The 26,966-nt window shown below is 69.6% G+C and carries 25 protein-coding genes; 13 read left to right on the top strand and 12 right to left on the bottom strand.

The genetic code is table 11. The features are described 5' to 3' along the window. Positions 1 to 31 precede the first annotated feature (31 nt). Together HCU73_RS02990 and HCU73_RS02985 are read left to right on the top strand one after the other, a co-directional pair. On the top strand, positions 32 to 793 hold the full coding sequence (locus HCU73_RS02990; protein WP_168621907.1) for an SDR family NAD(P)-dependent oxidoreductase: 762 nt from the start codon (positions 32 to 34) through the stop codon (positions 791 to 793). A gap of 171 nt (positions 794 to 964) precedes the next feature. Then, the gene (locus tag HCU73_RS02985; RefSeq protein WP_168621906.1) at positions 965 to 2,245 is read left to right on the top strand and encodes a DUF3422 family protein; all 1,281 of its coding nucleotides are present in this window, start codon (positions 965 to 967) and stop codon (positions 2,243 to 2,245) included. Between the two features lie 97 nt (positions 2,246 to 2,342). Here HCU73_RS02985 and HCU73_RS02980 read toward each other — a convergent pair whose 3' ends face one another. Both HCU73_RS02980 and HCU73_RS02975 read right to left on the bottom strand, forming a co-directional pair. Beyond that, complete coding sequence (locus HCU73_RS02980; protein WP_168621905.1) at positions 2,343 to 3,965, bottom strand: AMP-binding protein; 1,623 nt, start codon at positions 3,963 to 3,965, stop codon at positions 2,343 to 2,345. Next, positions 3,958 to 4,401 carry a hypothetical protein gene (locus HCU73_RS02975; RefSeq protein WP_168621904.1) on the bottom strand — a complete coding sequence of 148 codons (444 nt, stop codon included), beginning with the start codon at positions 4,399 to 4,401 and terminating at the stop codon, positions 3,958 to 3,960. Before HCU73_RS02975 ends, HCU73_RS02980 begins: the two co-directional genes overlap by 8 nt. Before the next feature lie 93 nt (positions 4,402 to 4,494). On the opposite strand from HCU73_RS02975, the gene moaA reads away from it, so the two are divergent. Together moaA and HCU73_RS02965 are read left to right on the top strand one after the other, a co-directional pair. After that, the gene (moaA, locus tag HCU73_RS02970) at positions 4,495 to 5,505 is read left to right on the top strand and encodes a GTP 3',8-cyclase MoaA (protein ID WP_168621903.1); all 1,011 of its coding nucleotides are present in this window, start codon (positions 4,495 to 4,497) and stop codon (positions 5,503 to 5,505) included. After that, the gene (locus HCU73_RS02965) at positions 5,498 to 5,968 is read left to right on the top strand and encodes a hypothetical protein (protein ID WP_168621902.1); all 471 of its coding nucleotides are present in this window, start codon (positions 5,498 to 5,500) and stop codon (positions 5,966 to 5,968) included. Before moaA ends, HCU73_RS02965 begins: the two co-directional genes overlap by 8 nt. Here the strand turns inward: HCU73_RS02965 and HCU73_RS02960 are convergent. From HCU73_RS02960 to argE, 5 genes are all read right to left on the bottom strand, one after another. Further along, complete coding sequence (locus HCU73_RS02960; RefSeq protein WP_168621901.1) at positions 5,965 to 7,203, bottom strand: META domain-containing protein; 1,239 nt, start codon at positions 7,201 to 7,203, stop codon at positions 5,965 to 5,967. The genes HCU73_RS02965 and HCU73_RS02960 overlap by 4 nt on opposite strands. 105 nt (positions 7,204 to 7,308) lie before the next feature. Then, positions 7,309 to 8,472 (bottom strand): M20 aminoacylase family protein, encoded by a 1,164-nt coding sequence (locus HCU73_RS02955; RefSeq protein ID WP_168621900.1) that lies wholly within the window; start codon positions 8,470 to 8,472, stop codon positions 7,309 to 7,311. Positions 8,473 to 8,493: 21 nt separating this feature from the next. Continuing rightward, positions 8,494 to 9,660 (bottom strand): M20 aminoacylase family protein, encoded by a 1,167-nt coding sequence (locus HCU73_RS02950; RefSeq protein WP_168621899.1) that lies wholly within the window; start codon positions 9,658 to 9,660, stop codon positions 8,494 to 8,496. Between the two features lie 21 nt (positions 9,661 to 9,681). Then, positions 9,682 to 10,854, bottom strand: a complete 1,173-nt coding sequence (locus HCU73_RS02945; RefSeq protein ID WP_168621898.1) for a M20 aminoacylase family protein — start codon at positions 10,852 to 10,854, stop codon at positions 9,682 to 9,684. Positions 10,855 to 10,859: 5 nt separating this feature from the next. Further along, a complete protein-coding gene (argE, locus tag HCU73_RS02940; RefSeq protein WP_168621897.1) occupies positions 10,860 to 12,020 on the bottom strand; it encodes an acetylornithine deacetylase in 1,161 nt (386 codons plus the stop codon). A gap of 236 nt (positions 12,021 to 12,256) precedes the next feature. On the opposite strand from argE, the gene HCU73_RS02935 reads away from it, so the two are divergent. The 8 genes from HCU73_RS02935 (at position 12,257) to HCU73_RS02900 (ending at position 21,317) form a co-directional block, all read left to right on the top strand. Then, on the top strand, positions 12,257 to 13,264 hold the full coding sequence (locus HCU73_RS02935; RefSeq protein WP_168621896.1) for an ABC transporter ATP-binding protein: 1,008 nt from the start codon (positions 12,257 to 12,259) through the stop codon (positions 13,262 to 13,264). Then, positions 13,257 to 14,294 (top strand): ABC transporter ATP-binding protein, encoded by a 1,038-nt coding sequence (locus HCU73_RS02930; protein WP_168621895.1) that lies wholly within the window; start codon positions 13,257 to 13,259, stop codon positions 14,292 to 14,294. Before HCU73_RS02935 ends, HCU73_RS02930 begins: the two co-directional genes overlap by 8 nt. Positions 14,295 to 14,323: 29 nt before the next feature. Next, positions 14,324 to 16,030, top strand: coding sequence for a peptide ABC transporter substrate-binding protein (locus tag HCU73_RS02925; RefSeq protein ID WP_168621894.1), 1,707 nt, complete (start codon positions 14,324 to 14,326; stop codon positions 16,028 to 16,030). 96 nt (positions 16,031 to 16,126) lie between these two features. Continuing rightward, the gene (locus tag HCU73_RS02920; RefSeq protein ID WP_168621893.1) at positions 16,127 to 17,134 is read left to right on the top strand and encodes an ABC transporter permease; all 1,008 of its coding nucleotides are present in this window, start codon (positions 16,127 to 16,129) and stop codon (positions 17,132 to 17,134) included. Next, complete coding sequence (locus tag HCU73_RS02915) at positions 17,127 to 18,065, top strand: ABC transporter permease (protein WP_168621892.1); 939 nt, start codon at positions 17,127 to 17,129, stop codon at positions 18,063 to 18,065. The genes HCU73_RS02920 and HCU73_RS02915 overlap by 8 nt, the downstream gene beginning before the upstream one ends. A gap of 125 nt (positions 18,066 to 18,190) precedes the next feature. Then, complete coding sequence (locus HCU73_RS02910; protein WP_168621891.1) at positions 18,191 to 18,517, top strand: DMT family transporter; 327 nt, start codon at positions 18,191 to 18,193, stop codon at positions 18,515 to 18,517. 82 nt (positions 18,518 to 18,599) lie between these two features. After that, positions 18,600 to 19,064 carry a (2Fe-2S)-binding protein gene (locus HCU73_RS02905; RefSeq protein ID WP_168621890.1) on the top strand — a complete coding sequence of 155 codons (465 nt, stop codon included), beginning with the start codon at positions 18,600 to 18,602 and terminating at the stop codon, positions 19,062 to 19,064. Between the two features lie 3 nt (positions 19,065 to 19,067). Further along, positions 19,068 to 21,317 (top strand): xanthine dehydrogenase family protein molybdopterin-binding subunit, encoded by a 2,250-nt coding sequence (locus tag HCU73_RS02900; protein ID WP_168621889.1) that lies wholly within the window; start codon positions 19,068 to 19,070, stop codon positions 21,315 to 21,317. 4 nt (positions 21,318 to 21,321) lie between these two features. Here HCU73_RS02900 and HCU73_RS02895 read toward each other — a convergent pair whose 3' ends face one another. From HCU73_RS02895 to HCU73_RS02880, 4 genes are all read right to left on the bottom strand, one after another. After that, entirely contained in the window at positions 21,322 to 21,636 is a 315-nt protein-coding gene (locus HCU73_RS02895; protein WP_168621888.1) for a hypothetical protein, read from the bottom strand. Then, positions 21,636 to 22,196, bottom strand: a complete 561-nt coding sequence (gene phaR, locus HCU73_RS02890) for a polyhydroxyalkanoate synthesis repressor PhaR (protein WP_168621887.1) — start codon at positions 22,194 to 22,196, stop codon at positions 21,636 to 21,638. Before phaR ends, HCU73_RS02895 begins: the two co-directional genes overlap by 1 nt. Positions 22,197 to 22,378: 182 nt before the next feature. Further along, positions 22,379 to 22,834, bottom strand: coding sequence for a Phasin (locus tag HCU73_RS02885; protein ID WP_168621886.1), 456 nt, complete (start codon positions 22,832 to 22,834; stop codon positions 22,379 to 22,381). Between the two features lie 127 nt (positions 22,835 to 22,961). Continuing rightward, on the bottom strand, positions 22,962 to 24,740 hold the full coding sequence (locus HCU73_RS02880; protein WP_168621885.1) for a PHA/PHB synthase family protein: 1,779 nt from the start codon (positions 24,738 to 24,740) through the stop codon (positions 22,962 to 22,964). Between the two features lie 149 nt (positions 24,741 to 24,889). Between HCU73_RS02880 and phaZ the strand changes: the two genes are divergently transcribed. Beyond that, entirely contained in the window at positions 24,890 to 26,152 is a 1,263-nt protein-coding gene (gene phaZ, locus HCU73_RS02875) for a polyhydroxyalkanoate depolymerase (RefSeq protein ID WP_168621884.1), read from the top strand. A 9-nt stretch (positions 26,153 to 26,161) separates the two neighbouring features. Here phaZ and HCU73_RS02870 read toward each other — a convergent pair whose 3' ends face one another. Beyond that, a complete protein-coding gene (locus tag HCU73_RS02870) occupies positions 26,162 to 26,917 on the bottom strand; it encodes an SDR family NAD(P)-dependent oxidoreductase (RefSeq protein ID WP_168621883.1) in 756 nt (251 codons plus the stop codon). Positions 26,918 to 26,966 lie beyond the last annotated feature (49 nt).

The following is a 26,966-nucleotide window of genomic DNA, read 5'->3' as shown; positions in this document are numbered from 1 at the left end:
CGGGCGGGACCGCAGGGAGACGGAGGACACCATGGAGCATCTGGGACGGCATGCGCTGGTGACGGGCGGCGGCACGGGGATCGGGCTCGACATCGCCCGCGCGCTGGCCGCGGCGGGGGCCGAGGTGACGATCACGGGGCGGAACCTGCAGCGGTTGCAGGAGGTTGCGGCGGGGACGCCCCGGCTGCACCCGCTGCAGATGAACGTGGACGACGAGGCCTCGGTGCGCGACGGCATCGCGGCGGCGGCCGCCGCGCGTGGCCCCGTCGCCATCTGCGTGGCCAACGCCGGCATCGCCGAGGCCGCGCCGTTCCACAAGGAGACGCTGGCGCACTGGCGGCAGATCATGGTCACGAACCTCGACGGCGTGTTCCTGACCCTGCAGGCGGCGCTGGCGACGCTGGGGCGCGAGGACTGGGGCCGGTTCGTCGCGATCTCGTCCATCGCGGGGCTCAAGGGGCTGAAGGGCGGCAGCGCCTACACCGCGTCCAAGCACGGGGTGATCGGGCTGATCCATGCCTTGAGCGAGGAATACATGGGCGGGCGCGTCACCTTCAACGCGGTCTGCCCGGGCTATGTCGAAACGCCCATCGTCGACCGCAACGCGGTGGAGATCGCGGCGCGGCAGGGCATCACCGAGGCCGAGGCGCGCGCCTACCTCGCCCGAGGCAACCGGCACAAGACGCTCCTGCAGACCGATGAAGTGACGGGCGCGGTGATGTGGCTGTGCTCGGAGGCTGCGCGCAGCGTGAACGGGCAGTCGATCCAGATCGCCGGCGGGCAGGTGACGTGAGGCCGCAGGCGATGCTGCAGCGCAGAACAGATTATCGTGACTTGTCCGCGACTTGGGCGGCTCCGTATGCCGTCGCATCCCGGCAAGTCACGAAATTCATTGAATTTTTCCGGTTTACACCGGGATCGTAAGGTATATCTGGGATCCAGACACCCTGACGGAGCCGCGCCGATGCCGCTCGAAGACCACCCGTTGCGCTACCGGCTCGCCAACGAGCTGCACGCCCGCCCCTTCCCCAACATCGCGGCCCCGGCGCAGGCGATCTACCTCGCCATCAAGCAGCCGAAGGACGCCGCCAAGCGCGACCGGGGCCTCGACCGGGCGCATCTGCTGGCGCTGCTCGACCGCTTCGGCGTCGACCACCCGGCGCCGGACGCGACGCATTACTTCGGCGACCTCGGCAAGTTCAGCCTGAAGTGGGAACAGCACACCGAGTTCGTGACCTATACCGCCTTTCTGCCGTCGAACGGCGAACGCCCCTTCGACCCGGCGGCCTGGGAGGTGTTTCCCGAGGACTGGCTGGCGAGGGCGCCGGGGGTGCGGATCACCTCGGCCCACCTGCGGGTGGAGATCGCGCCGGGCGACGAGGCGATCGCGGACAAGCTGCAGGACTGGATGGTGCCCGAGAGCCTCGCGGTCAGCCATGTCCTCGACCAGACCGCCGTGATCGCGGGGGATTTCCGCATCGACAGCCAGGGGCACATGCGCTTTGCGGTGTTCTGCAAGAGCGACACGGGCAGCCGCCGGATCGGGCGGATCGTGCAGCGCATCTTCGAGATCGAGACCTACAAGGCGATGTCGATGCTGGGCCTGCCGATGTCGCGCGAGATCTCGGCGCGGATGGGCGAGATGGACGAGGGGCTGGTGCGGCTAGTCGACGACATGACGGGCGACCTCGCGCGGCCGGACGAGACCCTGTCGCAGCTCCTGTCGATCGCGGCCGAGCTGGAAAAGCTGCAGACCGAAAGCGCCTTCCGCTTCGGGGCGACGGGGGCCTACGAGGCCCTTGTGAACCAGCGCATCGAGGTGCTGCGCGAGGAACGCTTCCTCGGGCGGCAGACCTTCGGCGAGTTCATGATGCGCCGCTACGACCCCGCGATGCGGACGATCAAGGCGACCGAGCGGCGGCTCCTGTCGATGACGGAACGCGCGATCCGGGCGGGCGACCTCCTGCGGACGCGGGTGGACGTGGACCGCTCGGCGCAGAACCAGGCGCTGCTCGAAAGCATGGACCGGCGGGCGGACCTGCAGCTGAGGCTGCAGAAGACGGTCGAGGGGCTGTCGGTGGTGGCGATCAGCTACTACGCCATCAACCTCGTCGTGTACCTGATCGCGCCGCTGGCCGAGCCGATGGGGATGTCCAAGACGCTGCTGACGGCGCTGGCGGTGGTGCCGGTGGTGGTCGCGGTGTGGCTGACGGTGCACTCGATCCGGCGCTCGATGGAGAAGTGAGCGCGGGCAGACCCTTGCAAGGGTCTGCCAAGGGTCTTGCAAGACCCTTGCCCAGCCTTTTGCAAAAGGCTGGGCAGACCCTTGCAAGGGTCTGGCCTCACGCCCCCCGGAGCGCGCGGCGCAGGATCTTGCCGGTCGCCGTCATCGGCAGGCTCTCCGCGCGGATGACCCGGCGCGGGACGCAATGGGCCGACACCTTGTCGCGGACGATGGCCTGCAGCGCCTGTTCCATCCCCGACCAGTCGGCCCCGTCGCGCAGCACCACATGCGCCACCACGATCTCGGTGCGCACCGGGTCGGGCGCGCCCACCACGGCGGCCATCACCACGTCGGGGTGGGTGGCCAGCGCCTGCTCGATCTCCACCGGGCCGATGCGGTAGCCGGCGGACGTGATGACATCGTCGTCCCGCGCGTGGAAGGTGATCTGGCCATGGGCGTCCCGCGTGGCGAGGTCGCCGGTGCGCAGCCAGCCGTCGACCACCTTCTTCGCCGTCGCCTCGGGCTTGTTCCAGTAGCGCAGGAACATCACCGGGTCGGGGGCGCGGACGCAGACCTCGCCGACCTGGCCGGTGCCGACCTCGCCGGTCGCGTCGCGCAGGGTCACCTCGTGGCCCGGCACGGGCAGGCCCATCGCGCCGGGCACCCGGGTCATCAGCCCGTCGCAGGCGGCGACGACCAGGTTCGCCTCGGTCTGGCCGTAGAACTCGTTGATCGGGCAGCCGAGCCGCTCGCGCCCCCAGTCGAGCAGGTCCGCGCCCAACGCCTCGCCGCCGGAGCCGATGGCGCGGAGGGCAAGGCCGTCGGACACCCGCGCCTGCCGCATCAGGCGCAGCGCGGTCGGTGGGATGAAGGCGTTGGTCACCCGCTCCTCGGCCATCAGGCGCAGGGCGGCCTCGGGGTCGAACTTGGCGAAGCGGTGCGAGACGAGGGGCACGCCGTAGAACAGGCAGGGGATCGCCATGTCCATCAGCCCGCCGATCCAGGCCCAGTCGGCCGGCGTCCAGCCGACGTCGCCGGGCTGCGGAAAGAAGCCTTGGCTCAGCTCCATGCAGGGCAGGTGGCCGTAGAGGAAGCGGTGCGCGTGCAGCACGCCCTTGGGGTCGCCCGTGGTGCCCGAGGTGTAGATCATCACCGCCGGGTCCTCGGCGGCGGTGTCGCGGGGGGTGAAGCGGCGCGGGTCGGTGGCGATGAGCGTGTCGAAGGCGTGGACGGGCGCGGCGGCGGGGCCGGTGGTGATGACGGTGGCGAGGTCCGGCAGGCCGGGGGCAAGCGCCATGACCCGGTCGAGGGTGGCGGCGTCGGTGACGACGGCCTTCGCGCCCGAGTCCGACAGCCGGTAGCGCAGCGCGTCCTCGCCGAATAGGGTGAACAGCGGCAGGGACACCGCGCCGAGCTTCATCGCGGCCAGGTGCGTAACCAGCACGGCGGGGTGCTGCGGCAGGAGGACCGCGACGCGATCGCCGGGGGCCACGCCGAGACCCGCCAGCGCCACCGCCAGCCCGTCCGAGGCGCGTTTCAGCTGGCCGTAGGTCCAGGTCTCCCGCCGCCCGTCGGCATGGCGGTGGATCACCGCGACCCGGTCCGGCGCCACCGCCGCCCAGTCGTCGCAGCAGAGCCGCGCGATGTTCATCCGCGCGGGCACGGCCCAGCGGAAGCCGGCGCGGAGCGCGTCCCACCCGGCGCGCTGTCGAAACAGCCGCCGGTCGGGCAGGTCAGGCATCGGAAATGACGGTGAGGGTCGGCAGCGAAGTGATGTCGAGCCCCAGCGCCTGGAACCCGCCGAGCGACAGGCGCGAGCCCGCGCTGCGTGCCCCGCCCGAGGGGCGCAGCGTCAGGAACAGCTGCATCCCGTTCTCGGCCACCACGCGGCCGGGGCCTTCCTCGGTCACCAGCGGGGTTTCCAGCCACAGGCCGGGCACGGTCGCGTCGCCCAGGCTGGCCACGGTGAAACCGATGAAGAGGCCGTCGCCCGCGGGCGTCGGCGCCGCGGCCGCGGCCGGATCGGACGGGTCCGCGGCCACCGCGACGGGGCCGCCGGCGGGGGGCGTGTCGATGACGAGTTCGGGCTCGTCTCGGCCGCCGAAAAGGCCGCCGCCGACGCCGCCCGAGCAGGCGGCCAGCGGAAGGATCAGGGCAAGGGCGATCAGGCGTGTCATGGCGCGGACACTAGGGGCATTCCGCACCCGCTTCAACACCCCGCGCCGCGGCACCGTCTTGCCCGCGCGGGCCTTCGCGCATAGCTTGGCGCCATGGACACGACCGCCCCCCTCATCGACCCCTTCGCCCGCGCGATCAGCTACCTCCGCGTCTCGGTCACCGACCGCTGCGATTTCCGCTGCGTCTACTGCATGGCCGAGAACATGACCTTCCTGCCCAAGAAGGAACTTCTGACGCTGGAGGAGCTGGACCGGATGTGTTCGGCCTTCGTGCGGATGGGGGTGCAGAAGCTGCGCATCACGGGCGGCGAGCCGCTGGTGCGGCGGGACATCCTGACCTTTTTCCGCGCCATGTCGCGGCACCTCGACTCGGGCGCGCTGAAGGAACTGACGCTGACGACGAACGGCAGCCAGCTCGCGCGCTTCGCCGGCGAGCTTTACGACGCGGGCGTGCGGCGGGTGAACGTGTCGCTCGACACGCTGGACGAGAAGAAATTCGCCGACATCACGCGCTGGGGCCGACTGCCCCAGGTGCTGGAGGGGATCGACGCGGCGCAGGCGGCGGGGCTGAAGGTCAAGATCAACGCCGTCGCGCTGAAGGGCTTCAACGAGGACGAGCTGTTCACCCTCGCCGACTGGTGCGCATCCCGCGACATGGACCTGACCTTCATCGAGGTCATGCCGATGGGCGACCTCGGCAACGAGGACCGGCTGGACCAGTACTGGAGCCTGAAGGACCTGCGCGCGCGGCTGGCCGAGCGCTTCACGCTGACCGACCTCGCCGAGCGCACGGGCGGCCCGGCGCGCTACGTGCGGCTGGAGGAGACCGGGCAGAAGATCGGCTTCATCACGCCGCTGACCCACAATTTCTGCGAAAGCTGCAACCGGGTGCGGCTGACCTGCACCGGCGAGCTCTACATGTGCCTCGGGCAGGAGGACATGGCCGACCTGCGCGCGCCGCTGCGCGCCTCGGCCGACGACGCGGTGCTGGAGGACGCGATCCGCGCCGCCATCGCGCGCAAGCCCAAGGGCCACGACTTCGACTATTCCCGCCAGAAGGTCGCGGGCCAGGTCAGCCGCCACATGAGCCACACGGGTGGCTGACAGCCCCGGCCGGCTGCGGTCGGCCCTGTCGCTGGCGCTGGCCGGCGCGGTCACGCTGTTCGCCGCGCTGGTCCTGCACGAGATGCTGGTCTTCGGGCCCGCCGGCCACGACCTGATCGGGAACGGGTCCACCCCCTGCCCCGCGCCGCCCTGCCTGACCACCGGCACCGTCGTCACCGGGCTGATCGCCAAGGCCATCGGCGCGGCCTTCGCCTTCGCGGCGATCGGCGCGATCTGGGCGGCGGGGCGCGCGCGGACGGGCCTCGGCGCGGGGTTCTGGGCGCTGCAATACCTGTGGTCGCTGGTCGGGATGGCGTCGGGCTACCGCGACGGGTTCCCGGGCGACTGGGACTGGTGGGAACCCTTCGCGGTGCTGTTGTGGCACCCCGTCCTGACCCCGGCGCTCATGGCGCTGGGGCTGGGCGGGTTTCTCGGGCTCGACCGGCTGGTGCGGCGCGGCTAGGGGGCGCTGCTGTCGGTCGCGGCCCGGGCGGTGACCAGCGCGCCCTCGGGGCCCCTCAGCACCAGCGCCCCGGTGGCGTCGATGTCGAAGCCGGTCACCTGCGCCAGCGCCTCGAGAAACCGCATCTCCTGCGCCATCAGCGCGTCGGCGCAGGCCATCATCGTGGCCCCCGCCTGCCCGAGGGTCAGGCCCTCGCCCGTCAGCGCGACGTCCGCGAACCAGCGGTTGCAGCCGGCCGACCCGGCCACGCGGCCATCGCCGAAGAAGCCGAGGCTGACGCGGCTGTCATCGACGATCCCGGCGCCCGCGATGTCCTCGACCACCCAAGTCGGCCCGATCAGCAGCGCGGCAGGGTCGCCGCCGCAACCGGCCAGCGTCTCGGCCCCCAGCGTCAGGGTCACGGTCTCGGGGTGCGGCATCCCCGTCATGCTGTCGCGGCAGAGGACGGGCTGGCGCCGCAGCGTGGCGTCGCCCGCCATCACCATGATGTCGCCCGTGTCGCCGAGGCCGGTGGCCGAGACCGGCAGCACGACGTCGGCCATGCCGAGACGGACGAGGGTCAGGGTGGCGGCCTCGACGGTCACGGACCAGAAGGGCTCGTTGCCGCCGGCGCGGTAGGCGGTCGTGTCGGTCATGGGAAAGCTCAGCCGGCAGTCGGGCAGGTTCGTCCCGCCGAGGGAAACCAGGGCGCCCTCGCCCCGGGTCCAGAAACTGGTGCCGGGATCGCCCGGCAGTTCGTAGCGCGCGCCCGACGCGGCGGGGAAGGATTGCAGGACCAGCCGGTCGCCGCGCCCGGTGTCCATCACCAGCGCCTCGCCCGCGAAGCCCACCATCACCCGCCGGTCGCCGCACAGGAAGGCCGAGGCAAAGCCCGTGGGCTGGTGCCGGTGCAGGACAAGCTCACCCAGGTCGGCCGGCGTGTCCGGCCCCAGCGCGACGGGATCGCCAAGCCAGACCACCTCGGCGCCGATCGACAGGCCGGCGCGGAGCGTGCCCTCGACATCGGCCGCGAGGTCGAGCCGGAAGGGGATCGGCACCTGCCGCCCCTCGGTCGGCAGCCGCGCCTCGGCCCGCAGGGCGCCCGCGGCATCGATGACCTCGACGATCAGGAGCGCCTCCTGCGGCAGCGCCATCCGGTCGCGGTAGAGGACCGTGCCGGTCAGGCTGCGCGTCTCCTGCGCCGCCGCGGCGGTGGCAAGGACAAGCGCGGCGAGGAGCGTGAACAGGCGAGACATGGAAACCCTCCGGGACTTGACGCTGCCAACAGTCTAGGCAGCGCCAGCCCGGCTGGGAACACCCCCGAACGTCGCGTCACGCCCCCGCCGGCGGCGGCCCGCCGATCAGGCGGCGGGCAGGCGGCGCTCCACGATCTCGGCCCACCAGCTGCAGCCGGCCGGGATCGCCTCGTCGTTGAAGTTGTACTTCGGGTGGTGGACGTTGGCCGTGTCGCCGTTGCCGACAAGGATGTAGGCCCCGGGCCTCGCGTTGGACATGAAGGCGAAATCCTCGCCCCCCATGACCAGCGGCGCCTCGGCGCAGTCGCCCGACACCGCGCGCGCGACCTCGGCGGCGAATTCCGTCTGCTCGTCCGAGTTCACCATCACCGGGTAGCCGCGGCGGTAGTCGACGCGGGCCGCGCCGCCGAAGGTGGCGGCCGTGCCCTCGGCGATCTCTTTCAGCCGCCGCTCGGCAAGGTCCTGGATGGCGGGGTCGAGGGTGCGGACGGTGCCCTTCAGATGCACCGTCTCGGGGATGACGTTGTGCGCCTTGGAGCCGGTCTCGAAGCTCGTCACGGACACCACCACCTGCTTCACCGGGTCGGCGTTGCGGCTGGCGATGGTCTGCAGCGCCAGCACGATGTGCGACGCGATGACGGTGGTGTCGATCGTCTCCTGCGGCTTGGCAGCATGGCCGCCCTTTCCGGTGACGTAGATGTCGAACTGGTCGGCGGCGGCGAAGAACGGGCCCGAGCGGATGGCGAAGCTGCCCGTCGGCACGCCCGGCCAGTTGTGCATCCCGTAGACCTCCTCGATCTTCCAGCGCTCCATCATGCCGTCATCGACCATCTCGCGGCCGCCGCCGCCGCCTTCCTCGGCGGGCTGGAAGATCACCGCGACGGTGCCGTCGAAGTTGCGGGTTTCGGCAAGGTATTTCGCGGCGCCGAGCAGCATGGCGGTGTGCCCGTCATGGCCGCAGGCGTGCATCGCGCCGGGGGTCTTGGAGGCATACTCCACCCCGGTCTCCTCGTGGATCGGCAGCGCGTCCATGTCGGCGCGCAGCCCGATGGTGCGGCCCGACTTGTTCGACTTGCCCTTGATGATGCCGACGACCCCGGTGCGGCCGATGCCGGTGACGACCTCATCACAGCCGAAGGCGCGCAGCTTGTCGGCCACCAGCGCGCTGGTGCGGTGGGTGTCGAACAGGATCTCGGGGTGTTCGTGGATGTCGCGGCGCCACTCGGTGATCTCGGGCAGCAGTTCGGCGAAGCGGTTCTTGACGGGCATCTTGGCGGTCTCCTTCTGTCGTCAGGCGGTCGGCAGGCGGCGCTCGACCAGTTCGGCGAAGAAGCTGCACCCGTAGGGGATCGCCTCGTCGTCGAACACGTATCTGGGGTGGTGGCACATGGGCGTGTCGCCGTTGCCGAGGAAGACGTAGGCGCCGGGGCGCGCCTCGAGCATGTAGCTGAAATCCTCGGACGGCATGATCGGGTCGAAGTTGTCGTCGACGGCATTGGCCACCGCGCGGGCGGCAGCGGCGGCGTGCGCCGCGCCCTGTTCGTCGTTGATGGTGACGGGGTAGCCGGGGAACCAGTGCACCTCGGCCTTCGCGCCGAAGGCTTGGGCGGTGTGGGTCGCGACCTCGCGGATGCGGCCCTCCATCATCGCGCGGTATTCGGGGTCGAGGGTGCGCACGGTACCCTCCATCCGGGCCTCGTCGGGGATGATGTTCGACGCCCCGCTGTCGGTACGGAAGGTGCCGACGGTCAGCACCACCCGCTTCAGCGCGTTGACGTTGCGGCTGACGATGGAATGCAGCGCGATCAGGATGTGGGCCGCGACCAGCGTGGTGTCGATGGCCTGATGCGGCTCGGCGGCGTGGCCGCCCTTGCCCTTCACCACGATCTCGAACTCGTCGGAACTGGCCTGCAACGGCCCCGGCCGCGTGACGATGGTGCCCACGGGGATGCCCGGCGCGTTGTGCAGGCCATAGACCTCGTCCACCTTCCAGCGGTCCATCAGCCCGTCGTCGATCATCGCCTTGGCGCCCGCGCCCCCCTCCTCGGCGGGCTGGAAGATCAGGACGACCGTGCCGTCGAAATTCCGCGTCTCGGCCAGGTATTTCGCGGCGCCCAGCAGGATCGAGGTGTGGCCGTCATGGCCGCAGGCGTGCATCTTGCCGGGGACCGTCGAGGCATAGTCGAGGCCGGTGGCCTCCATGATCGGCAGCGCGTCCATGTCGGCGCGGAGCCCGATGGTCCGCCCCACCCCGCCGTTACGCCCGCGGATCACGCCGACGACGCCGGTGCGCCCGATGCCTTCCGTCACCTCGTCCACCCCGAACTCGCGCAGCTTGCCCGCGACGAAGGCGGCGGTCTCGTGGACCTCGTAGAGCAGCTCGGGGTGCTGGTGCAGGTGCCGCCGCCACGCGGTGATCTCGGGCAGCATCTCGGCGAAGCGGTTCTTGATCGGCATCTGTCCTCTCTCCCCCGCGGCTCAGGCCGCGGGCATGCGTCGTTCGACGAGCTCGGCAAAGAAGCTGCAGCCGTAGGGGATGGCCTCGTCGCTGAAGTCATACTGCGGGTGGTGCAACCCGTGGGTGTCGCCGTTGCCGACATTGATGAAGGCGCCGGGGCGGGCCTGCAGCATGTAGGCGAAATCCTCGCCCCCCATGCGCGGCGGGCGTCCCCAGCGCACCTTGTCCTCGCCCGCGACGGCGCGGGCGATCTCGGCGGCGATCTCGGCGTTGGCATCATGGTTCACCACGATGGGATAGCCGCGCTCGTAGTCCAGATGCGCCTCGCAGCCATAGGCCTCGGCGGTGGAATGGCACAGCGCCCGGATCCGCGCCTCGGCGGTGTCTCGGACGCCCGCATCCAGCGTGCGGACGGTGCCGCGCACCAGCACCTCGGAGGGGATGATGTTGAACGCCTCGGACGACGTTTTCACCGTGCAGACCGACACCACGATCTGCTTGATCGGGTCGACGTTGCGGCTGGCGACCGTCTGCAGCGCCATCACCAGCGTGCAGGCGGCCGGCGTCGGGTCGACGCACATGTGCGGCCGCGCGGCGTGGCCGCCCTTGCCGACGACGCGCAGCTCGAAGCTGTCGGACGCCGCCATGATCGGCCCCGGCGAGACGCCGAACTCGCCCACCGGCAGGCCCGGCTCGTTGTGCATGCCGTAGACCTCGTCGATGCCGAAGCGCTCCATCATGCCGTCCTTGACCATCTCGTGCCCGCCGCCGCCGCCCTCCTCGGCGGGCTGGAAGATGAGCGCCACGGTGCCGTCGAAGTTGCGCGTCTCGGACAGGTATTTCGCGGCCCCGAGCAGCATGGCGGTGTGGCCATCATGGCCGCAGGCGTGCATCTTGCCCGGCGTCTTCGAGGCATGGGGCAGGCCCGTGTGCTCGTCCATCGGCAGCGCGTCCATGTCGGCGCGCAGGCCCACGCAATAGCCGCGCGTGTCGGTCTTGCCGCGGATCAGCGCGACGATGCCGGACCGGCCGATGCCGGTGTGGATCTCGTCCACCCCGAACTCGCGCAGTTTCGCCTCGACCATCGCGGTGGTCTTGGGCAGGTCGAACAGGATCTCGGGGTTCTCGTGCAGCTCGCGGCGCCAGGCGGCGATCTCGGGCATCAGCTCGGCGAGGCGGTTCTTGATCGGCATGGGTCTCAGCCTTCCTGCAGGTGGTCGAGGAGCTTGGCCATGAAGGCCTGCCCCTTCTCGAATTGCGCGACGGTCATGTATTCGTTGGGCTGGTGGGCCTGGGCGATGTTGCCCGGCCCGCAGACCACCGCCGAATAGCCCGCCGCCTGGAACTGCCCGGCCTCGGTGCCGTAGCTGACGACGCCCGACCCGTTCTCGCCCGTCAGCCGGCGCACCAGCGCCTCGGCCTCGCCCTCGACCTCGGCCTTCAGGCCCGGCACGTCCCAGCGCGGCACCGCGGTGATGCCGGCCTCGGGGCGCACGGCGGTCATGCCGGCGGCGATGCGGTCGATCTCGGCCCGGATGCGCGCGGCCCACTCGGCGTTGGGCTCGGCGGGGATCGTGCGCGCCGACAGCACGAAGGTGCAGTCCTTGGCGGTGATGTTGTGCGCGGTGCCGCCCTTGATCATGCCGACATGCAGCGACGTGTAGGGCGGGTCGTAGGCGTTGGCCGGGTCGGCCTTGGCGGCGTTCTCGACGTTCACGTCGTTGGCCCAGTCGATCAGGCGGGCGGCCTCCATGATCGCGGACACGCCGGTGTAGGCGATCGAGGAATGCACCTCGAAACCCCGGAAATGCAGGTCGAAGCCGACGCCGCCCTTGTGGCCGTTGACGATGCCCCATTCCGTCGGCTCGCCGATGATGGCCATCGACGCGCGCGGCATGTGGGCCTGCATCGCCTCGATCATCGGCGGCGCGCCGGTGCAGCCGATCTCCTCGTCGCGCGACAGGCACAGCTGCAGCGGCCGCTTCACACCCCGGCGGTGCGCCTCGACCGTGGCCCAGAGGGCAAGCGCGTCGAAGCCCTTCATGTCGCAGGTGCCCCGGCCGTAGAGCTTGCCGTCCTTCTCCACCACGGTGAAGGGGTCGGTGACCCAGTCCTGCCCGTCGACCGGCACCACGTCGGTGTGGCCCGACAGGATCACGCCGCCCTCGATGGCGGGGCCGACATGGGCATAGAGGCTCGCCTTCTGCCCGGTCTCGTCGTAGTCGCGCCACGACGCGATGCCGTGGCCGGCGAGGTAGTCCTGCACCCAGTCCACCAGCGCGAGGTTCGAGTCGCGGCTGACGGTCGGGAAGGACACGAGCTTGTCGAGCAGAGCCCGCGGGCTCAACACGTCGGTCATGGGATGCTCCGGATGGACACGGGCCGGAGCCTGTGCCAGCGGCGCGGGGTCGTCAAGCCCGGTCGGGGCGTGTCTGCCCAAGGTATGGGCATCTGCCGAAACTGCACGCAAGGTCAGCCCGTCAGCGACCGATTGCAGCTTGCGGGCGAGTTTTTTCATGTTAGCGTCATTAACGATTGCAGCCGCCCGTGCATCGACAAGAGGCGGCGCACCAACAGGTTGAGGAGCATCTGCCGATGCCCGACGGGGCCACGCCCTTCGTCCTTGATGTCAAGGACCTGAAGACCGTTTTTCGCACGCGTGGCGGCGAGGTGCACGCGGTCAACAATGTCAGTTTCACGCTCAAGCCCGGCGAATTGCTGGGCGTGGTGGGCGAGTCGGGCTCGGGCAAGTCGGTGACGATGATGTCGCTGATCCGGCTCCTGCCGATGCCGCCCGCCGAGATCCGCGGCGGCAGCGTGATGTTCGAGGGCCAGGACCTCGCCCGCGTCCCCGAGGACACGATGCGCGCCATCCGCGGCGCCCGCATCGGCATGGTGTTCCAGGACCCGATGACCAGCCTGAACCCGGTGTTCACCGTGGGCTACCAGATCACCGAACCCCTGCGCACGCACATGGGCCTGAACAAGGCGCAGGCGGCCGACCGGGCGGTGGAGCTGCTGGAGCTGGTCGGCATCCCCGACGCGCGGCGGCGGCTCGACGACTACCCGCACCAGTTCTCGGGCGGGATGCGGCAGCGCGTGATGATCGCCATCGCGCTGGCCTGCGACCCCAAGGTGCTGATCGCGGACGAGCCGACGACCGCGCTCGACGTGACGATCCAGGCGCAGATCCTCGAGCTGATCAAGGAGCTGCGCCAGAAGCTCGGCATGGCCATCGTCTGGATCACCCACGACCTGGGCGTGATCGCGGGCATCGCCGACCGGGTGATGGTGATGTACGGCGGGCAGGTGGTGGAACAGGCGCCCGTGCGCGAGCTGTTCGCCAACCCGCAGCACCCCTACACCCGGATGCTGCTGGAGACCGTGCCGCACATCCGCGGCGAGCGGCAGCAGAAGCTGCGGGTGATCCAGGGCCAGCCGCCGATCCTGTCCAAGGCGCCCGAAAGCTGCCCGTTCCGCGCCCGCTGCCCGCAGGCCTTCGACCGCTGCGCGCGCGAGAACCCGGCGCGCCACGATGTCGGCCCCAGCCACGACGCGGCCTGTTTCTGGGACTTCAAGGCAGGAGCGCCGCGGAATGTTTGACGCCAAGACCGCGAAGAAGCTCGTCGAGGTCCGGGACCTCAAGATGCACTTCCCGATCCGCTCGGGGCTCCTGCGCCGGGTCACGGGCGCGGTGAAGGCGGTCGACGGCGTCAGCTTCGACATTTTCGAGGGCGAGACGCTGGGCCTGGTGGGCGAGTCGGGCTGCGGCAAGTCGACCTGCGGGCGCGCGGTGCTGCGGCTCTACGAACCGACCAGCGGGTCGATCAAGCTGGACGGCGAGGAGATCGCGACCGCCCCCTTCGACAAGCTGCGCCGGCTAAGGCCCAAGATGCAGATGGTGTTCCAGGACCCGCAGGCGTCGCTGAACCCGCGGATGACGGTCGCGGGCATCATCGGCGAGCCGCTGATGGAGCACACCAAGCTGTCCGAGAAGGAACGGCTCGACCGCATCTACCAGCTGATGGACGCGGTGGGCCTGAACCGCGACTTCGCCAACCGCTACCCGCATGAGTTCTCGGGCGGCCAGCGCCAGCGCATCGGCATCGCCCGCGCGCTGGCGCTGAACCCCAAGTTCATCGTCTGCGACGAACCCATCGCCGCGCTCGACGTGTCGATCCAGGCGCAGGTGGTGAACCTGCTCGAGGAACTGCAGGACGAGTTCGGCCTGACCTACCTGTTCATCAGCCACGACCTGTCGATGGTGCGCCACATCGCCGACCGGGTGGCGGTGATGTATCTGGGCAAGGTGGTGGAGCTGGGCGCGCGCGACGTGCTCTACGACGCGCCCCTGCACCCCTATACCGAGGCGCTCCTGTCGGCGGTGCCCGAGCCCGACCCGGTCAGCCACGACGAGGCGAACCGGATCATCCTGCAGGGCGACGTGCCCAGCCCGGCGAACCCGCCGCAGGGCTGCAACTTCTGCACGCGCTGCCCCAAGGTCATGGCCATCTGCCGCCAGATCGACCCCGAATTCCGCGAGGTGAAACCCGGCCGCTTCGTCGCCTGCCACCTCTACAACGAGACACGACCAGAGACCGCGGGCAACGCGGCGCAGCCCACCGAGGCATGAGCATCCAACAAGGAGAGAGAGACAGACCAATGAAAAAACGATATTCCCTTCTGCTCGGCGCGGCCGCGCTGGCGCTTGCGCCGGCCGCCGCGATGGCCGAGCGCGGGTCGTCGGGCCACCTGAACATCATCTACTGGCAGGCGCCCTCGACCCTGAACCCGTATCTCTCGGGCGGCACGAAAGAGGTGGAATCGGCCTCGCTGATCCTCGAGTCGATGGCCCGCTTCGACCAGGACGGCAACATGGTGCCGTGGCTGGCCTCCGAGATCCCGACCATCGAGAACGGCGGCGTCTCCGAGGACCTGACCTCGATCACCTGGACGATCGGCGACGGCATCACCTGGTCGGACGGCACGCCGCTCACGCCCGCCGACTTCATCTTCACCTGGCAGTACTGCACCCATCCCGAGGGCGGCTGCGCGCAGGCGAGCTCCTATGACGGCGTGACCAACGTCGAGGCCGTGGGCGACAACCAGGTCCGCGTGACCTTCGGCGCGCCGACGCCCTTCCCCTACACCGCCTTCGTCGGCTCCGAGAGCCCGGTGATCCAGGCGGCGCAGTTCGCGGACTGCCTCGGCGCCCGCGCGCCCGAGTGCACCGACGCCAACTTCGGCCCGATCGGCACCGGCCCCTTCGTGGTGGACGAGTTCCGCCCGAACGACGTGATCGAGATGTCGGCGAACCCGAACTTCCGCTTCCCGGATCGTCCGTACTTCGCCACCGTGACCTTCAAGGGCGGCGGCGACGCCACCGCGGCGGCGCGTTCTGTCTGCGAGACCGGCGAGTTCGACTACGCCTGGAACCTGCAGATCGACCCGACGATCCTGGCGCAGATGGAAGCGCAGGGCCGCTGCAACGTGGTCACCGCCTTCGGCACCTCGGTCGAGCGTCTGCACCTGAACCAGACCAACCCCGACCCGGCGCTGGGTGACATCCGCTCGACGGCCGAGGCCGGCCCGCACCCGTTCCTGACCGACCCGATCGTCGGCCAGGCGATGTCGATGGCCATCGACCGCGCGCTGATCACCGAGATCGGCTACGGCGCCGGCGGCCAGCCGACCTGCAACGTGCTGCCCGCGCCCGAGCTCTATGCCTCGACCGCCAACGATGCCTGCCTCGTGCAGGACATCCCCGGCGCCATCGCGCTGCTTGACGGCGCCGGCATCGTCGACACCGACGGCGACGGCATCCGCGAGTACAACGGCATCCCGCTGCGCGTGCTCTACCAGACCTCGACCAACGCCGTCCGCCAGGACACCCAGGCGCTGATCAAGCAGTGGTGGGCCGAGATCGGCATCGACGCCGAGCTGCGCAACATCGACGCGTCGGTCTTCTTCGGCGGTGACCCGGCCTCGCCCGACACCTTCCAGAAGTTCTATGCCGACATCGAGATGTACACCAACAACTTCGCCGGTGTGGACCCGCAGGCCTACATGGCCAACTGGGCCTGCGACGAGTGGCCGGGCCCCGACACCCAGTGGCAGGGCTCGAACATCCAGCGCTTCTGCATGGAAGAGTACGACGCCCTCATCGAAGAGCTGGCCGGCACCGCCGACCTGCAGGAGCGCGGCCGCATCGCGCGCGAGATGAACGACATGCTCGTCCAGAGCTACTCGATCATCCCGCTGGTGCACCGCGGCGGCGTCTCGGCCCATGCCGTGACCCTCGAGGGCATCCTGATGTCCGACTGGGACTCGGAGCTGTGGAACATCATGGACTGGCGTCGCGCCCAGTGACGTCCTGACCCGACACGACCGGCCCGCGCCGCCCCAAGTGGCGCGGGCCATTTCGCAGGCAAGATCAAGAAAACTTCTGACCCGAGGCGTTGGCCCATGCTGACCTACACGATCCGACGACTGATCCTCGCGATCCCGACGCTTCTGTTCATCAGTTTCATCATCTTCCTGATCGTGAAGCTGTCGCCCTCCGACCCCACGGCCGGCCTGCCCCTGACCATCCCGCCGGAGGTGCGCGAGCAGATCCGCGAAAGCCTCGGGGTGAACGACCCGGTGCTGGTGCAGTATTTCAAGTGGCTCAAGCTGATGGTGTGGGACGAACCCCTGCACCTGATCGAGAACGCCACCGGCTGGCAGGTCGCCCCCGAGGGGCCGCGGATCATCTCCTACCAGACCCGCAGCCCGGTGATGGAGCTGATCATCCAACGCCTGCCGCAGACGCTGTGGGTGGTGGGCACCTCCTACATCGTCGGCATCCTGATCGCCCTGCCCCTCGGCATCATCTCGGCCTACCGGCAGTATTCGGTGTTCGACCAGGTCGGCACCTTCATCTCGATGGTCGGCTTCTCGGTCCCCACCTTCTTCACCGGCGTCCTGTTCATCGTGATCTTCGCGGTCAACCTCGGCTGGTTCCCCTCGGTCTACGACACCACCCACGAGGTGACGGACTGGGACAGCTTCGTGGTGCAGCTCAAGCAGATCATCATGCCGGTGATGGTGCTCGGCCTCTACAACGCCAGCCAGATCAGCCGCTACCTGCGCGCCTCGATGCTCGACAACCTCAACCAGGACTACGTCCGCACCGCGCGCGCCAAGGGCCTGAACGAGCGCGTCGTGGTGCTGGTGCACGTGCTCAAGAACTCGATGATCCCGGTCGTCACCGTCATCGCGCTGAACGTGCCGGCGGTGTTCGGCGGCGCGATCATCACCGAGCAGGTGTTCAAGGTGAACGGCATCGGCCAGCTCCTGATCATCGCGATCCAGAGCGGCGACGTGCCCGTGGTGCAGACCGTCAGCTTCATCTTCGCCGTGCTGATCGTGCTGTTCAGCCTGATCGCCGATCTCCTGTACGGCGTGCTCGACCCGAGGATCCGCTATGACTGACACGACGGACCGCCCGACCCCGCCCCCGGCGATGGAGTTCGAGACCTACCGCGCCCCCCGCAACCAGTGGTGGGACGTCTGGGACCAGTTCAAGACCCACAAGGGCGCGCTGTTCGGGCTGGGCTTCTTCATCTTCGCGCTGCTGTTCGTCTATCTCGGGCCGCTCGTGTGGCGGATCGACCCGCAGTTCATCGACATCCGCGCGCGCAACTCGGGCCCCACCTGGGCGCACCCGATGGGCACCGACCAGCTGGGCCGGGACACCATGGCGCGGATGATGGCGGGCGGTCAGACCTCGATCGCGGTGGGCCTGACGGCGATGGCGCTGGCCCTGTTCCTCGGGTCGTTGATCGGGGTGATGGCGGGCTATTTCAAGAAGCTCGACGGCCTGCTGATGCGGACGACGGACCTGTTCCTCGCCATGCCGCTGCTGCCGCTGCTGCTGGTCACCATCATGCTGTTCCGCGACCCGCTGCGCGCCAGCTTCGGGCCCGAGGGCGGCATCTTCATCCTGATCGTGGTGATGATCGGCGTGACCTCCTGGATGCAGACCGCGCGGGTGGTGCGCGCCGAGGTGCTCGCGCTCAAGGAACGCGAGTTCGTGCTGGCGGCCAGGTCGATCGGCACCCCGAGCCACCGGATGATCACGCGGCACCTGCTGCCCAACGTGATGTCGCCCATCATGGTGTCGGCGACGCTGGGCATCGCCAACGCGATCATAACCGAATCGGCGCTGTCCTTCCTCGGGCTCGGCTTCCCGTCCGACTTCCCGACCTGGGGGCGGCTGCTGTTCGACGCCACCGACTGGCTGACGCAGAACCCCGAGCGGGTGATCTGGCCGGGCCTCGCCATTTCCCTGACGGTGCTGTCGGTGAACTACATCGGCGACGGCCTGCGCGACGCGCTCGACCCGCGGATCCGGGGGCGGTAAGGCGGAAACCGCGCGGTTTCCGCGGAAAACTTGAGTTTTCCGGCCGCTGCGGCACCGCTGCGCTTGCCCGGCCACGTCCGGGCATCCTAAGCCGGGTCCGACCCCACCCGCAAAGGCCCGCCCCCATGCCCTGGCTCTACCTGACCCTCGCCATCGCCGGCGAGGTCGTCGCCACCTCCGCCCTCAAGGCGTCCGACGGGTTCACCCGGCTCTGGCCCAGCCTGATGGTGGTGCTGGGCTACGGCGTGGCCTTCTACCTGCTGGCCCAGGTGCTGCGCACGATCCCGCTCGGCATCGCCTATGCCATCTGGTCGGGCGCGGGCGTCGCGGCGGTCACGCTGATCGGCTGGCTGGTCTACGGCCAGCGCCTTGACGGGCCGGCGGTGCTGGGCATCGCGCTGATCGTGGCGGGCGTGCTGGTGCTGAACCTCTGGTCGGGCGCCGCCCACTGACGACACGGCGCGGGGGCCTTGCGCGTTGACGGCGCCGGCGCCACCTCTAGGCTAGGATCCGAGGCAGCCCAGCGGAGGAGCCATGGCCACCCCCCTCACCGTCAACGGCACGACGCACCAGATCGACCTGCCCGACGACGTGCCGCTCCTGTGGGTGCTGCGCGACGAGCTGGGCCTGACCGGCACGAAATACGGCTGCGGCGTCGCGGCCTGCGGCGCCTGCACCGTGCAGATCGACGGCGAGGCCGTGCGCTCCTGCCAGGTGGCGCTGGCCGATGTCTGGGGGCCCGTCACCACCATCGAGGGGCTGGGCACGCCCGACGCGCTTCACGCCGTGCAGGCGGCCTGGGTCGAGCACCAGGTGGCGCAATGCGGCTACTGCCAGTCGGGGCAGATCCTGCAGGCGGCCGCGCTGCTGTCGCAGACGCCCGCGCCCACCGACGACGACATCGACGCCGCCATGTCCGGCAACCTCTGCCGCTGCGGCACCTACCCGCGCATCCGCGCCGCCATCCATGCCGCCGCCGCGGCCCTGCGGGAGGGCTGAGCCATGGCCAGCTGGGGCAAGATCGCGCGCCGCACCTTCCTGACCGGCTCGGCCGCCGTGGCGGGCGGCGTCGCCTTCGGCGTCTGGCAGTACCGCCGCGAGCTGCCGAACCCCCTGCAGCCCGGCGAGGGCGAGGTCACGCTGAACCCCTGGATCATCATCGACCAGCAGGGCGTGACGCTGGTCGCCGCCCGCGCCGAGATGGGCCAGGGCGTCTACACCACCCTGCCCGCCCTGATCGCCGAGGAACTGGATGTCGCCTGGGAGGACGTGCGCGTCATCCACGGCCCCGCCGCGCAGGCCTATTACAACGCCGGGCTGATGAGCCACGCCCTGCCCACGACCGACTACGATCGCACCGGGTTCCAGGAGGTGATGATCGAGGCGATGTCGGTCCTGCCCCGGATGATCGGCCTGCAGGTCACCGGCGGCTCCACCTCGACGCTGGACGCCTACGACAAGCTGCGCCAGGCCGGCGCCACGGCGCGCGAGACGCTGAAACAGGCCGCTGCCGCGCGGCTGGGCCTGCCGGTCGGCAGCCTGGAGACCCGCGACGGCCGCGTCATCGCGCCGGGCGGGCTGGAACTGACCTACCAGGAACTGGCCGTCGAGGCCGCCGCCATCGACCCGCCCCGCCGGGTCGAGCTGCGCCCGGCGTCGCGCTGGCGCTACCTCGGCCGGTCGATGCCGCGCACCGACATGGTGGCCAAGGTCACCGGCACGGCCGAGTTCGGCATCGACGTGCGGCTGCCGGGGATGCGCTTTGCGACCGTGCGGATGAGCCCGCGGCTGGGCGGCGGGATGGTGTCCTTCGACGCCTCCGCCGCCGAGGCGATGCCGGGGGTCGAGCGGGTGATCGACCTCGGCACCGGGATCGCGGTGGTGGCGACGAACACCTGGCTCGCCATGCGGGCCGCCGAGGCGGTGGCGATCGAATGGGGCCCCGCCCCCTACCCCGAGACCTCGGACGCGCTGATGGAGGTGATCCGCGCCGCGCTGGACGACCCCCCGAATTCCACCCTGCGCGACGACGGCGACGTCGACGCGATGGACGTGGACCCGTCCGACCGGGTGATCGAGGCCGAGTACACCGTGCCCTGGCTCGCCCACGCCACGATGGAGCCGATGAGCGCGGCCGCCCTGCACCACGGCGACCGGCTGGAAATCTGGACCGGCAGCCAGTCGCCGGGCTTTGCCGAGCTGGCGGCGGCCGCGGCCGTGGGGCTGGACCCCGATCAGGTGACGGTGCACGTCACCTATCTCGGCGGCGGCTTCGGGCGCCGGGGCGAGGTGGACTACGCCGTGCTGGCCGCCCGCGTCGCGCAGGCGATGCAGGGCACGCCGGTGCAGGTCACCTGGTCGCGCGAGGAGGACATGCGCCACGACTTCTACCGCCCCGCCGCGGCGGCGCGGATGCGGGGCGTGCTGCGCAACGGCTTTGCCCATGCGCTGGAGGGGCGCGTCGCCGCGCCCTCGGTCACGCGGCAGTCGATGCGGCGGCTGACCGGAAGCGCACCGCCCGGGCCCGACAAGGGGCATGTCGAGGGCCTGTTCAACCAGCCCTACGCCATCCCGAACTACCGGGTGACAGGCCACCTTGCCGATCTCGCCGTGCCGGTCGGGTTCTGGCGGTCGGTCGGCAATTCCTTCAACGGCTTCTTCATGGAAAGCTTCATCGACGAGATGGCGCTGTCGGCGGGCCGCGACCCGCTGGGGTTCCGGCTGGAGCTGGCCGAGGCGGAACACGCGCCCACGGCCGGCGTGCTGCGCGCGGTGGCCGAGATGTCGGCCTGGTCCGCGCCGCGCCCCGCGGGCACCGGCATGGGCGTGGCGATGACCCATTCCTTCCACACCCCCGTCGCCGTGGTCATCGAGGTCGCGGACCGGGACGGCGCCGTCGCGCTGACGCGGGCCTGGGTCGCCTGCGACGTGGGCACCGCGCTCGACCCCTCGATCATCGAGGCGCAGATGGTCTCGGGCCTGTTCTTCGGCCTGTCGGCGGCGATGATGGAGGAAATCACCTTCGCCGGCGGCGAGGTGCAGCAGTGGAACTACCCCGACTACGACGCGCTGCGCATCCACCAGGTGCCGGAGGTCGAAGTCCGCATCCTGCAGACGCAGGACCACATCGGCGGCGTGGGCGAACCCGCGACGCCGCCGTCGATGCCGGCGCTCGCCAACGCGGTGTTCGACCTGACCGGCGAACGCATCCGCGACCTGCCGCTGAACCGGTGGGTGCGCTTCGTCGCCTGACGGGTCAGCCGATCTCGTCGGCGCAGAAGGCCGCGCCGGCGGCGACGCGGTCGGCCATGTAGAAATGGTCGGGGTTGGTGGGCCGGGTCTCGGCCTGCATCAGCGCCGCGGCCTCGGCCAGACGGGCGGCGGCGGCCACCCGCGCGGCGGGGTCCGCCGCGGTGATGCACAGCGACAGATCCTCCATCGCGGCGCGGTAGACGGTCTCGGACGGGTCGGCGGGCGCCGGGCGCGGCCCGAAGCCGAACAGCGCGCATCCCGACAGGAGCGGCGCCGCGACCAGCGCGGCCAGGGCGGGGCGGACCAGGCGGGCGGGCATCACATCCGGCTGAGTTTCGATTGCAGGTCGGCCAGCTGGCGCTTGATGTCGTCCAGCTCGTCGGCGGCCGACTTGTCGGCGCCCTCCTCGGCGTCGTCGGCGGCAGGGCCGGACCACTGGGCGCCGAGCCCGCCGGTCATCGCCTTGATGAAGGCCTCCTGCTGGGCGCGCATGGCCTCGAACCCCGGCATCTTGGCCATCGGGTTCATCACGGTCATGTTCTCCATCATCTTCGACTGCCCCTGCTTGAGCATCTCGAAGGACATGGCGAGGAAATCGGGCACCACCGACCCGGTCTGGGTGGTGTAGCTGCGCACCAGGTCGGTCAGCACGGTGATCGGCAGCACGTTCTCGCCGCGGCTTTCATGCTCGGCGATGATCTGCAGCAGATACTGGCGCGTCAGGTCGTCGCCGGACTTCAGGTCGACGATCTTCACGTCGCGGCCGGTGCGGATGAACCCCGCGATGTCCTCGAGCGTGACGTAGTCGGAGGTCTCGGTATTGTAGAGCCGGCGGCTCGCATACCGTTTGATGAGGAGCGGTTCGCTCTTGCCCGCCATGTCCTGCCCTCCCTTCCCGCAGTGCAGCACCGGCGAGCCTACGCCTATGGGCGGGAAATGCAAATTCATTGTGCAGGGGCAGAAAGCGCGAAGGGCGAGCCGGGAGGAGGCTCGCCCTTCTGTCATTCATGCCGGTGGGGAGGACACTGGCACGAAATTCCTGTGGCCCGAGGGCCGTCCGCTCACTTGGCGGCGGCGGCGGTGGCCTTCTTGGCGGCGGTCGTCACCTCGGCGGTCGCCTTCTTGACGGCGGCGGTCGCTTCCTCGGTGGCTTCCTTGCCGGCGGCCATCATCAGCTCGACGGTTTCCATCTGCACCTTCTTGGCCACTTCGGCGAAGGCGGCCATGGTCTCGGCGGCCATCTCGGCCTGGGCCGAGGCGAAGTCGGTCATCGCCTTGGTGTAGTCGGTCGGCTCGGACTTGACGGCGGTCACGTGGGCCAGCTTGGCGATCGTGTCCTTGGTGAACTTCGACGAGATGTCGGTCGACTTCTCGGCGGCGTCGAGCATGACCTTCGACATCTTCTCGCCCATCGCGGCCGAGGATTTGAAGGCGTCGTTCATGGCGGACATGTCCATCGGGAAGGCGGACATCATCTCGGTCATGGTCTTGGTGAAATCGTTGGTCTTGGCGGCCATGGGTCTTCTCCGGGCTGGGCCCCGAGCGCCGGGGCATTGCTGCGTATGCCACATATATGAATGCTGCAGTGCAGCAAGTCAAGTGTTTTTCTGCACCGCAGCATCGCCCTGAGATTGTATCGGCGGATCAGCCCTTTACCGTTTCGCGAACATAGGTGCCGGGCGCGGCGGCCAGCACCGGGTGCGACTCGGACCCCGGTTGGCGGGCCGGAACCATCTTGCCCGACCGCTGCGACAGCCACTCGTCCCAGAACGGCCACCAGGACCCTTCGTGGTAGGTGGACGCGGCCTTCCAGGCGTCCGGCGTGCCGATCGCCTCGGGGCCGCGCCAGTGGCCGTACTTCTTCTTGGAGGGCGGGTTCACGATGCCGGCGATGTGGCCCGACTCGGACAGGATGAAGGTCTTGTCCTTCGATCCCATCTGCACCACCCCGCGGAAGCTGTCCTTCCACGCGGCGATGTGGTCGGTCTCGCAGGCGATGGCGCAGATCGGCAGCGTCACGTCCGACACATGCAGCCGCTCGCCCATCAGGTCGAAGCCGTCGGCGGCAAAGCCGTTGGCCTGGCACAGGCCGCGCAGGTACTGCACCGTCATCTTGCCGGGCAGGTTGGTCGAGTCGCCGTTCCAGTACAGCAGGTCGAAGGCCGGCGGCGGCTCACCCATCATGTAGCTGCGGATGGCGGGGCCGTAGACCAGGTCCTTGGGCCGCAGGTAGGAGAAGGTCTTGGACATGTAGTGGCTGTCCAGGTAGCCCTCGGCGTCCACCTGCCGCTCGATCGCGTCGACGAAGCTGTCGTCGAGGAACGGCGTGAATTCCCCCTGGTCGGTGAAATCGGTCAGCGTGGTGAAGAAGGTGGCCGACTTCACCCGCGCCTGCCCGCGCTTGGCCTTGAGCGCCAGCGTCAGCGCCAGCGTGGTGCCCGCCACGCAGTAGCCCACCGCGTTGATCTGCTTTTCCCCGGTGATCTCGCAGGCGACGTCGATCGCCTTGAGATACCCCTCCTCGATGTAGGTCTCGAAGCCGGTGTCGGCGTAGGTCTCGTCGGGGTTCTTCCAGCTCACGACGAACAGCGTGTAGCCCTGGTCGACCACCCAGCGGATCAGCGAGTTCTGCGGCTTGAGGTCGAGGATGTAGAACTTGTTGATCCAGGGCGGGAAGATCACCAGCGGCGTCTTGTGCACCTGCTCGGTGGTGGGCGTGTACTGGATCAGCTCCATCATCGCGTTGCGGTAGACGACCGCGCCCTGCGCGGTGGCCAGGTTCTCGCCCACGGTGAAGGCGTTGGGGTCGGCCAGTACCGGCAACAGCTCGCCGTGCCGCGCCTCGAGGTCGCGCACCAGGTTCTCCAGCCCCTTCACCAGGCTCTCGCCCTCGGTCTCCACCGCCTTCTCCAGCGCGTCGGGGTTGGTGGCGAAGTAGTTGGTGGGCGAGAACATCTCGATGATCTGGCCGGCGAAGAACTCCACCCGCTTGCGGTCGCGGGGGGTCAGGCCCTCCAGGTCCTCGACCGCCTTCTTCATCGCCTCGGCCGAGATCAGGTACTGGTTCTTGACGAAGTTGAAATAGGGGTGCGTGCGCCACAGCGGGTTCGCGAACCGCTTGTCCTCGGGGCCGGCGGCCGGCTCGCCCTCCAGCGCAAGGTGCCCCTTGGCCAGCTCCTTCTGCACCTCGGCGTAATGGGTCAGCGCCTGGCCCCAATATTCCACCTGGCGCTCCATGAGCCGGGCGGGATTGGTCAGTGCCTCCTGCCACAGCGCCATGCCGGTTTTCAGGAACAGGTCCTGCCCGGGGCCCTCGAGGCCCGCGTCGCCGGGCTTGCGCGCGCTCAGCGCCGCCACGAGGCGCTTGGACAGATTCTCGATCTTCGCGAGGTTCTGGTTCAGGCGGTCCAGGCTCTCACCCATCGCGTGCTCCTGTGCGTCATCCTGTGCCACCTTGATTTTACCCCGTGTTTGGTTCACCTAGAAGCCTAGCTGCGCCACGGTGAGGGGGCAAAGCGACGATTTGATCCGGGGGCGTGCCAACCCCCCCGGTGCTCAGGCAGGAGACGTCGATGCGCTACATGCTCACCTATGATTTCATGGAATCCTTGCGCGTGACGAACCAGTGGTTCGGATCCACGGCCCGCGCGATGTGTTCCTACCCGCAGCTCGGGCTCTACGCGAACCCGATGATCAAGCTTACCGCCGCCTGGGGCGAAGTGACCGAGCGCAGCTTCGCCCGCATGGTCACCAAGCCCGACTGGGGCATCTACTCGATTCCCGCCGACGACGGCCGCGACCACAGCGTCAGCGTCGAACGCGTCGTCCCCCGCCCCTTCGGCGACCTGATCCGCTTCAAGGTGCAGGGCCGCGCGCCGACCGGGCGCAAGGTGCTGCTCGTCGCGCCGATGTCGGGGCATTACGCGACTCTCCTCCGCTCCACGGTGCTCAGTCTGCTGCCCGACTGCGACGTCTATGTGACGGACTGGCACAACGCCCGTGACATCCCGGTCTCGGCCGGCAAGTTCGACGTCGAGGACTACACCCTCTACCTCGTCGACTTCCTGCGCGTCATGGGGCCCGACACCCATGTCATCGCCGTCTGCCAGCCCGCGCCGCTGGCGCTGGCCGCCACCGCCTACCTCGCCGAGGAAGACCCCGCGGCACAGCCCCGCACCCTCACGCTGATCGGCGGCCCGATCAACCCCGACGCCGCCGCGACCGACGTCACCGACTTCGGCCGCCGCGTCACCATGGGCCAGCTCGAGAAATTCGTCGTCCAGCGCGTCGGCTTCAAATACGCGGGCGCCGGCCGCATGGTCTACCCGGGCCTGCAGCAGCTGACCTCCTTCATGGCGATGAACGCGGAAAAGCATGCGACCGCCTTCTCGAACCAGATCCTGCGCGTCGCCAAGGGCCAGGCCTCGGACCACGACAAGCACAACAAGTTCTACGACGAATACCTCGCCGTGATGGACATGACGGCCGAGTTCTACCTCTCGACCGTCGAGCGCATCTTCAAGGGCCTCGAGGTGGCGCAGAACCGCTTCACCGTGAACGGCAAGAAGGTGGACATCGGCAAGATCACCACCGTGGCGGTCAAGACCGTCGAGGGCGGCAAGGACGACATCTCGGCCCCCGGCCAGTGCGTCGCGGCGCTCGACCTCTGCACCGGCCTGCCCGACCACAAGAAGGCGAGCTACCTGGAGCCGAACGCCGGCCACTACGGCATCTTCGCCGGCAAGAGCTGGCGCGACAAGATCCGGCCGCTGGTGCTCGACTTCATCGACGCCAACTGCAGCGTGCCGAAATCGCCGGTGCGCGTGGTCGGCTGACCGCGCGCCTCAGCCCGCCGTCCAGCCGCCGTCGACCATCAAGGCGCTGCCCGTCACCATGGCGCCCGCGTCGGACGCCAGGAACACGACGGCGCCCATCAGGTCCTCCACCTCGGCCACGCGGGGCAGCTTGATCTTGCCCTCGATCCAGGCGCGCTTGGCCGGGTCGGCAAAGGTCGCCGCCGTCAGCTCGGTCCGCACGAAGGTCGGGCAGATCGTGTTGACCCGGATGCCGCGCTTGCCCCACTCGATCGCCATCGCCTTGGTCATGCCCTCCAGCGCGTGCTTCGACGCGCAGTAGACCGCCCGGTCGATCCCGCCCACATGGCCCATCTGGCTCGACACCTGAAGGATCGAGCCGCCCCGCCCCATCCGCGCCGCGACCGCGGTCGCCAGGAAATAGGCGGCCTTCACGTTGATCTCCATCACCGCGTCATAGTCCGCCTCGGCCGTCTCCAGCGCGGGCGCGTGCCGCGCGAGGCCGGCCGAGTTGCACAGGATGTCCACCGGCCCCACGGCGTCGAGCAGCGCCGCCACCGCGCCCCGATCAGTGATGTCGAGCGCGTGACCCTCGGCCGTCAGCCCCGCGGCCCGCATCGCCGCCACCGCCGCCTCCAGCTGCGCCGCGCCGCGGGCGACCATCACCACCTCGGCCCCCGCCTCGGCCAGCGCCACCGCGCAGCCCAAGCCGATCCCGCGCGACGCCCCCGTCACCAGCGCGCGGCGGCCGTCGAGGCGGAAGGAGGGGGTGCGGGGCAGCTGCATGGGAGACCTCCCGTCAGGTTGGAGAACTACAAGAAGCCTTGTGGACAAG

This window comes from Roseicyclus persicicus, from assembly GCF_012395815.1.
In the GTDB taxonomy this organism is placed as follows: domain Bacteria; phylum Pseudomonadota; class Alphaproteobacteria; order Rhodobacterales; family Rhodobacteraceae; genus Roseicyclus; species Roseicyclus persicicus.
Note: the sequence above shows the minus strand (reverse complement) of the source record. Positions and strands in the feature narration are given on the sequence as shown.

Excerpts from the sequence above, each read along its gene's own strand:
- HCU73_RS02990 (WP_168621907.1), top strand. The coding sequence starts at position 32 with ATGGAGCATCTGGGACGGCATGCGCTGGTGACGGGCGGCGGCACGGGG.
- HCU73_RS02985 (WP_168621906.1), top strand. The coding sequence starts at position 965 with ATGCCGCTCGAAGACCACCCGTTGCGCTACCGGCTCGCCAACGAGCTG.
- HCU73_RS02980 (WP_168621905.1), bottom strand. The coding sequence starts at position 3,965 with ATGCCTGACCTGCCCGACCGGCGGCTGTTTCGACAGCGCGCCGGGTGG.
- HCU73_RS02975 (WP_168621904.1), bottom strand. The coding sequence starts at position 4,401 with ATGACACGCCTGATCGCCCTTGCCCTGATCCTTCCGCTGGCCGCCTGC.
- moaA (WP_168621903.1), top strand. The coding sequence starts at position 4,495 with ATGGACACGACCGCCCCCCTCATCGACCCCTTCGCCCGCGCGATCAGC.
- HCU73_RS02960 (WP_168621901.1), bottom strand. The coding sequence starts at position 7,203 with ATGTCTCGCCTGTTCACGCTCCTCGCCGCGCTTGTCCTTGCCACCGCC.
- HCU73_RS02955 (WP_168621900.1), bottom strand. The coding sequence starts at position 8,472 with ATGCCCGTCAAGAACCGCTTCGCCGAACTGCTGCCCGAGATCACCGAG.
- HCU73_RS02950 (WP_168621899.1), bottom strand. The coding sequence starts at position 9,660 with ATGCCGATCAAGAACCGCTTCGCCGAGATGCTGCCCGAGATCACCGCG.
- HCU73_RS02945 (WP_168621898.1), bottom strand. The coding sequence starts at position 10,854 with ATGCCGATCAAGAACCGCCTCGCCGAGCTGATGCCCGAGATCGCCGCC.
- argE (WP_168621897.1), bottom strand. The coding sequence starts at position 12,020 with ATGACCGACGTGTTGAGCCCGCGGGCTCTGCTCGACAAGCTCGTGTCC.
- HCU73_RS02935 (WP_168621896.1), top strand. The coding sequence starts at position 12,257 with ATGCCCGACGGGGCCACGCCCTTCGTCCTTGATGTCAAGGACCTGAAG.
- HCU73_RS02930 (WP_168621895.1), top strand. The coding sequence starts at position 13,257 with ATGTTTGACGCCAAGACCGCGAAGAAGCTCGTCGAGGTCCGGGACCTC.
- HCU73_RS02925 (WP_168621894.1), top strand. The coding sequence starts at position 14,324 with ATGAAAAAACGATATTCCCTTCTGCTCGGCGCGGCCGCGCTGGCGCTT.
- HCU73_RS02920 (WP_168621893.1), top strand. The coding sequence starts at position 16,127 with ATGCTGACCTACACGATCCGACGACTGATCCTCGCGATCCCGACGCTT.
- HCU73_RS02915 (WP_168621892.1), top strand. The coding sequence starts at position 17,127 with ATGACTGACACGACGGACCGCCCGACCCCGCCCCCGGCGATGGAGTTC.
- HCU73_RS02910 (WP_168621891.1), top strand. The coding sequence starts at position 18,191 with ATGCCCTGGCTCTACCTGACCCTCGCCATCGCCGGCGAGGTCGTCGCC.
- HCU73_RS02905 (WP_168621890.1), top strand. The coding sequence starts at position 18,600 with ATGGCCACCCCCCTCACCGTCAACGGCACGACGCACCAGATCGACCTG.
- HCU73_RS02900 (WP_168621889.1), top strand. The coding sequence starts at position 19,068 with ATGGCCAGCTGGGGCAAGATCGCGCGCCGCACCTTCCTGACCGGCTCG.
- HCU73_RS02895 (WP_168621888.1), bottom strand. The coding sequence starts at position 21,636 with ATGCCCGCCCGCCTGGTCCGCCCCGCCCTGGCCGCGCTGGTCGCGGCG.
- phaR (WP_168621887.1), bottom strand. The coding sequence starts at position 22,196 with ATGGCGGGCAAGAGCGAACCGCTCCTCATCAAACGGTATGCGAGCCGC.
- HCU73_RS02885 (WP_168621886.1), bottom strand. The coding sequence starts at position 22,834 with ATGGCCGCCAAGACCAACGATTTCACCAAGACCATGACCGAGATGATG.
- HCU73_RS02880 (WP_168621885.1), bottom strand. The coding sequence starts at position 24,740 with ATGGGTGAGAGCCTGGACCGCCTGAACCAGAACCTCGCGAAGATCGAG.
- phaZ (WP_168621884.1), top strand. The coding sequence starts at position 24,890 with ATGCGCTACATGCTCACCTATGATTTCATGGAATCCTTGCGCGTGACG.
- HCU73_RS02870 (WP_168621883.1), bottom strand. The coding sequence starts at position 26,917 with ATGCAGCTGCCCCGCACCCCCTCCTTCCGCCTCGACGGCCGCCGCGCG.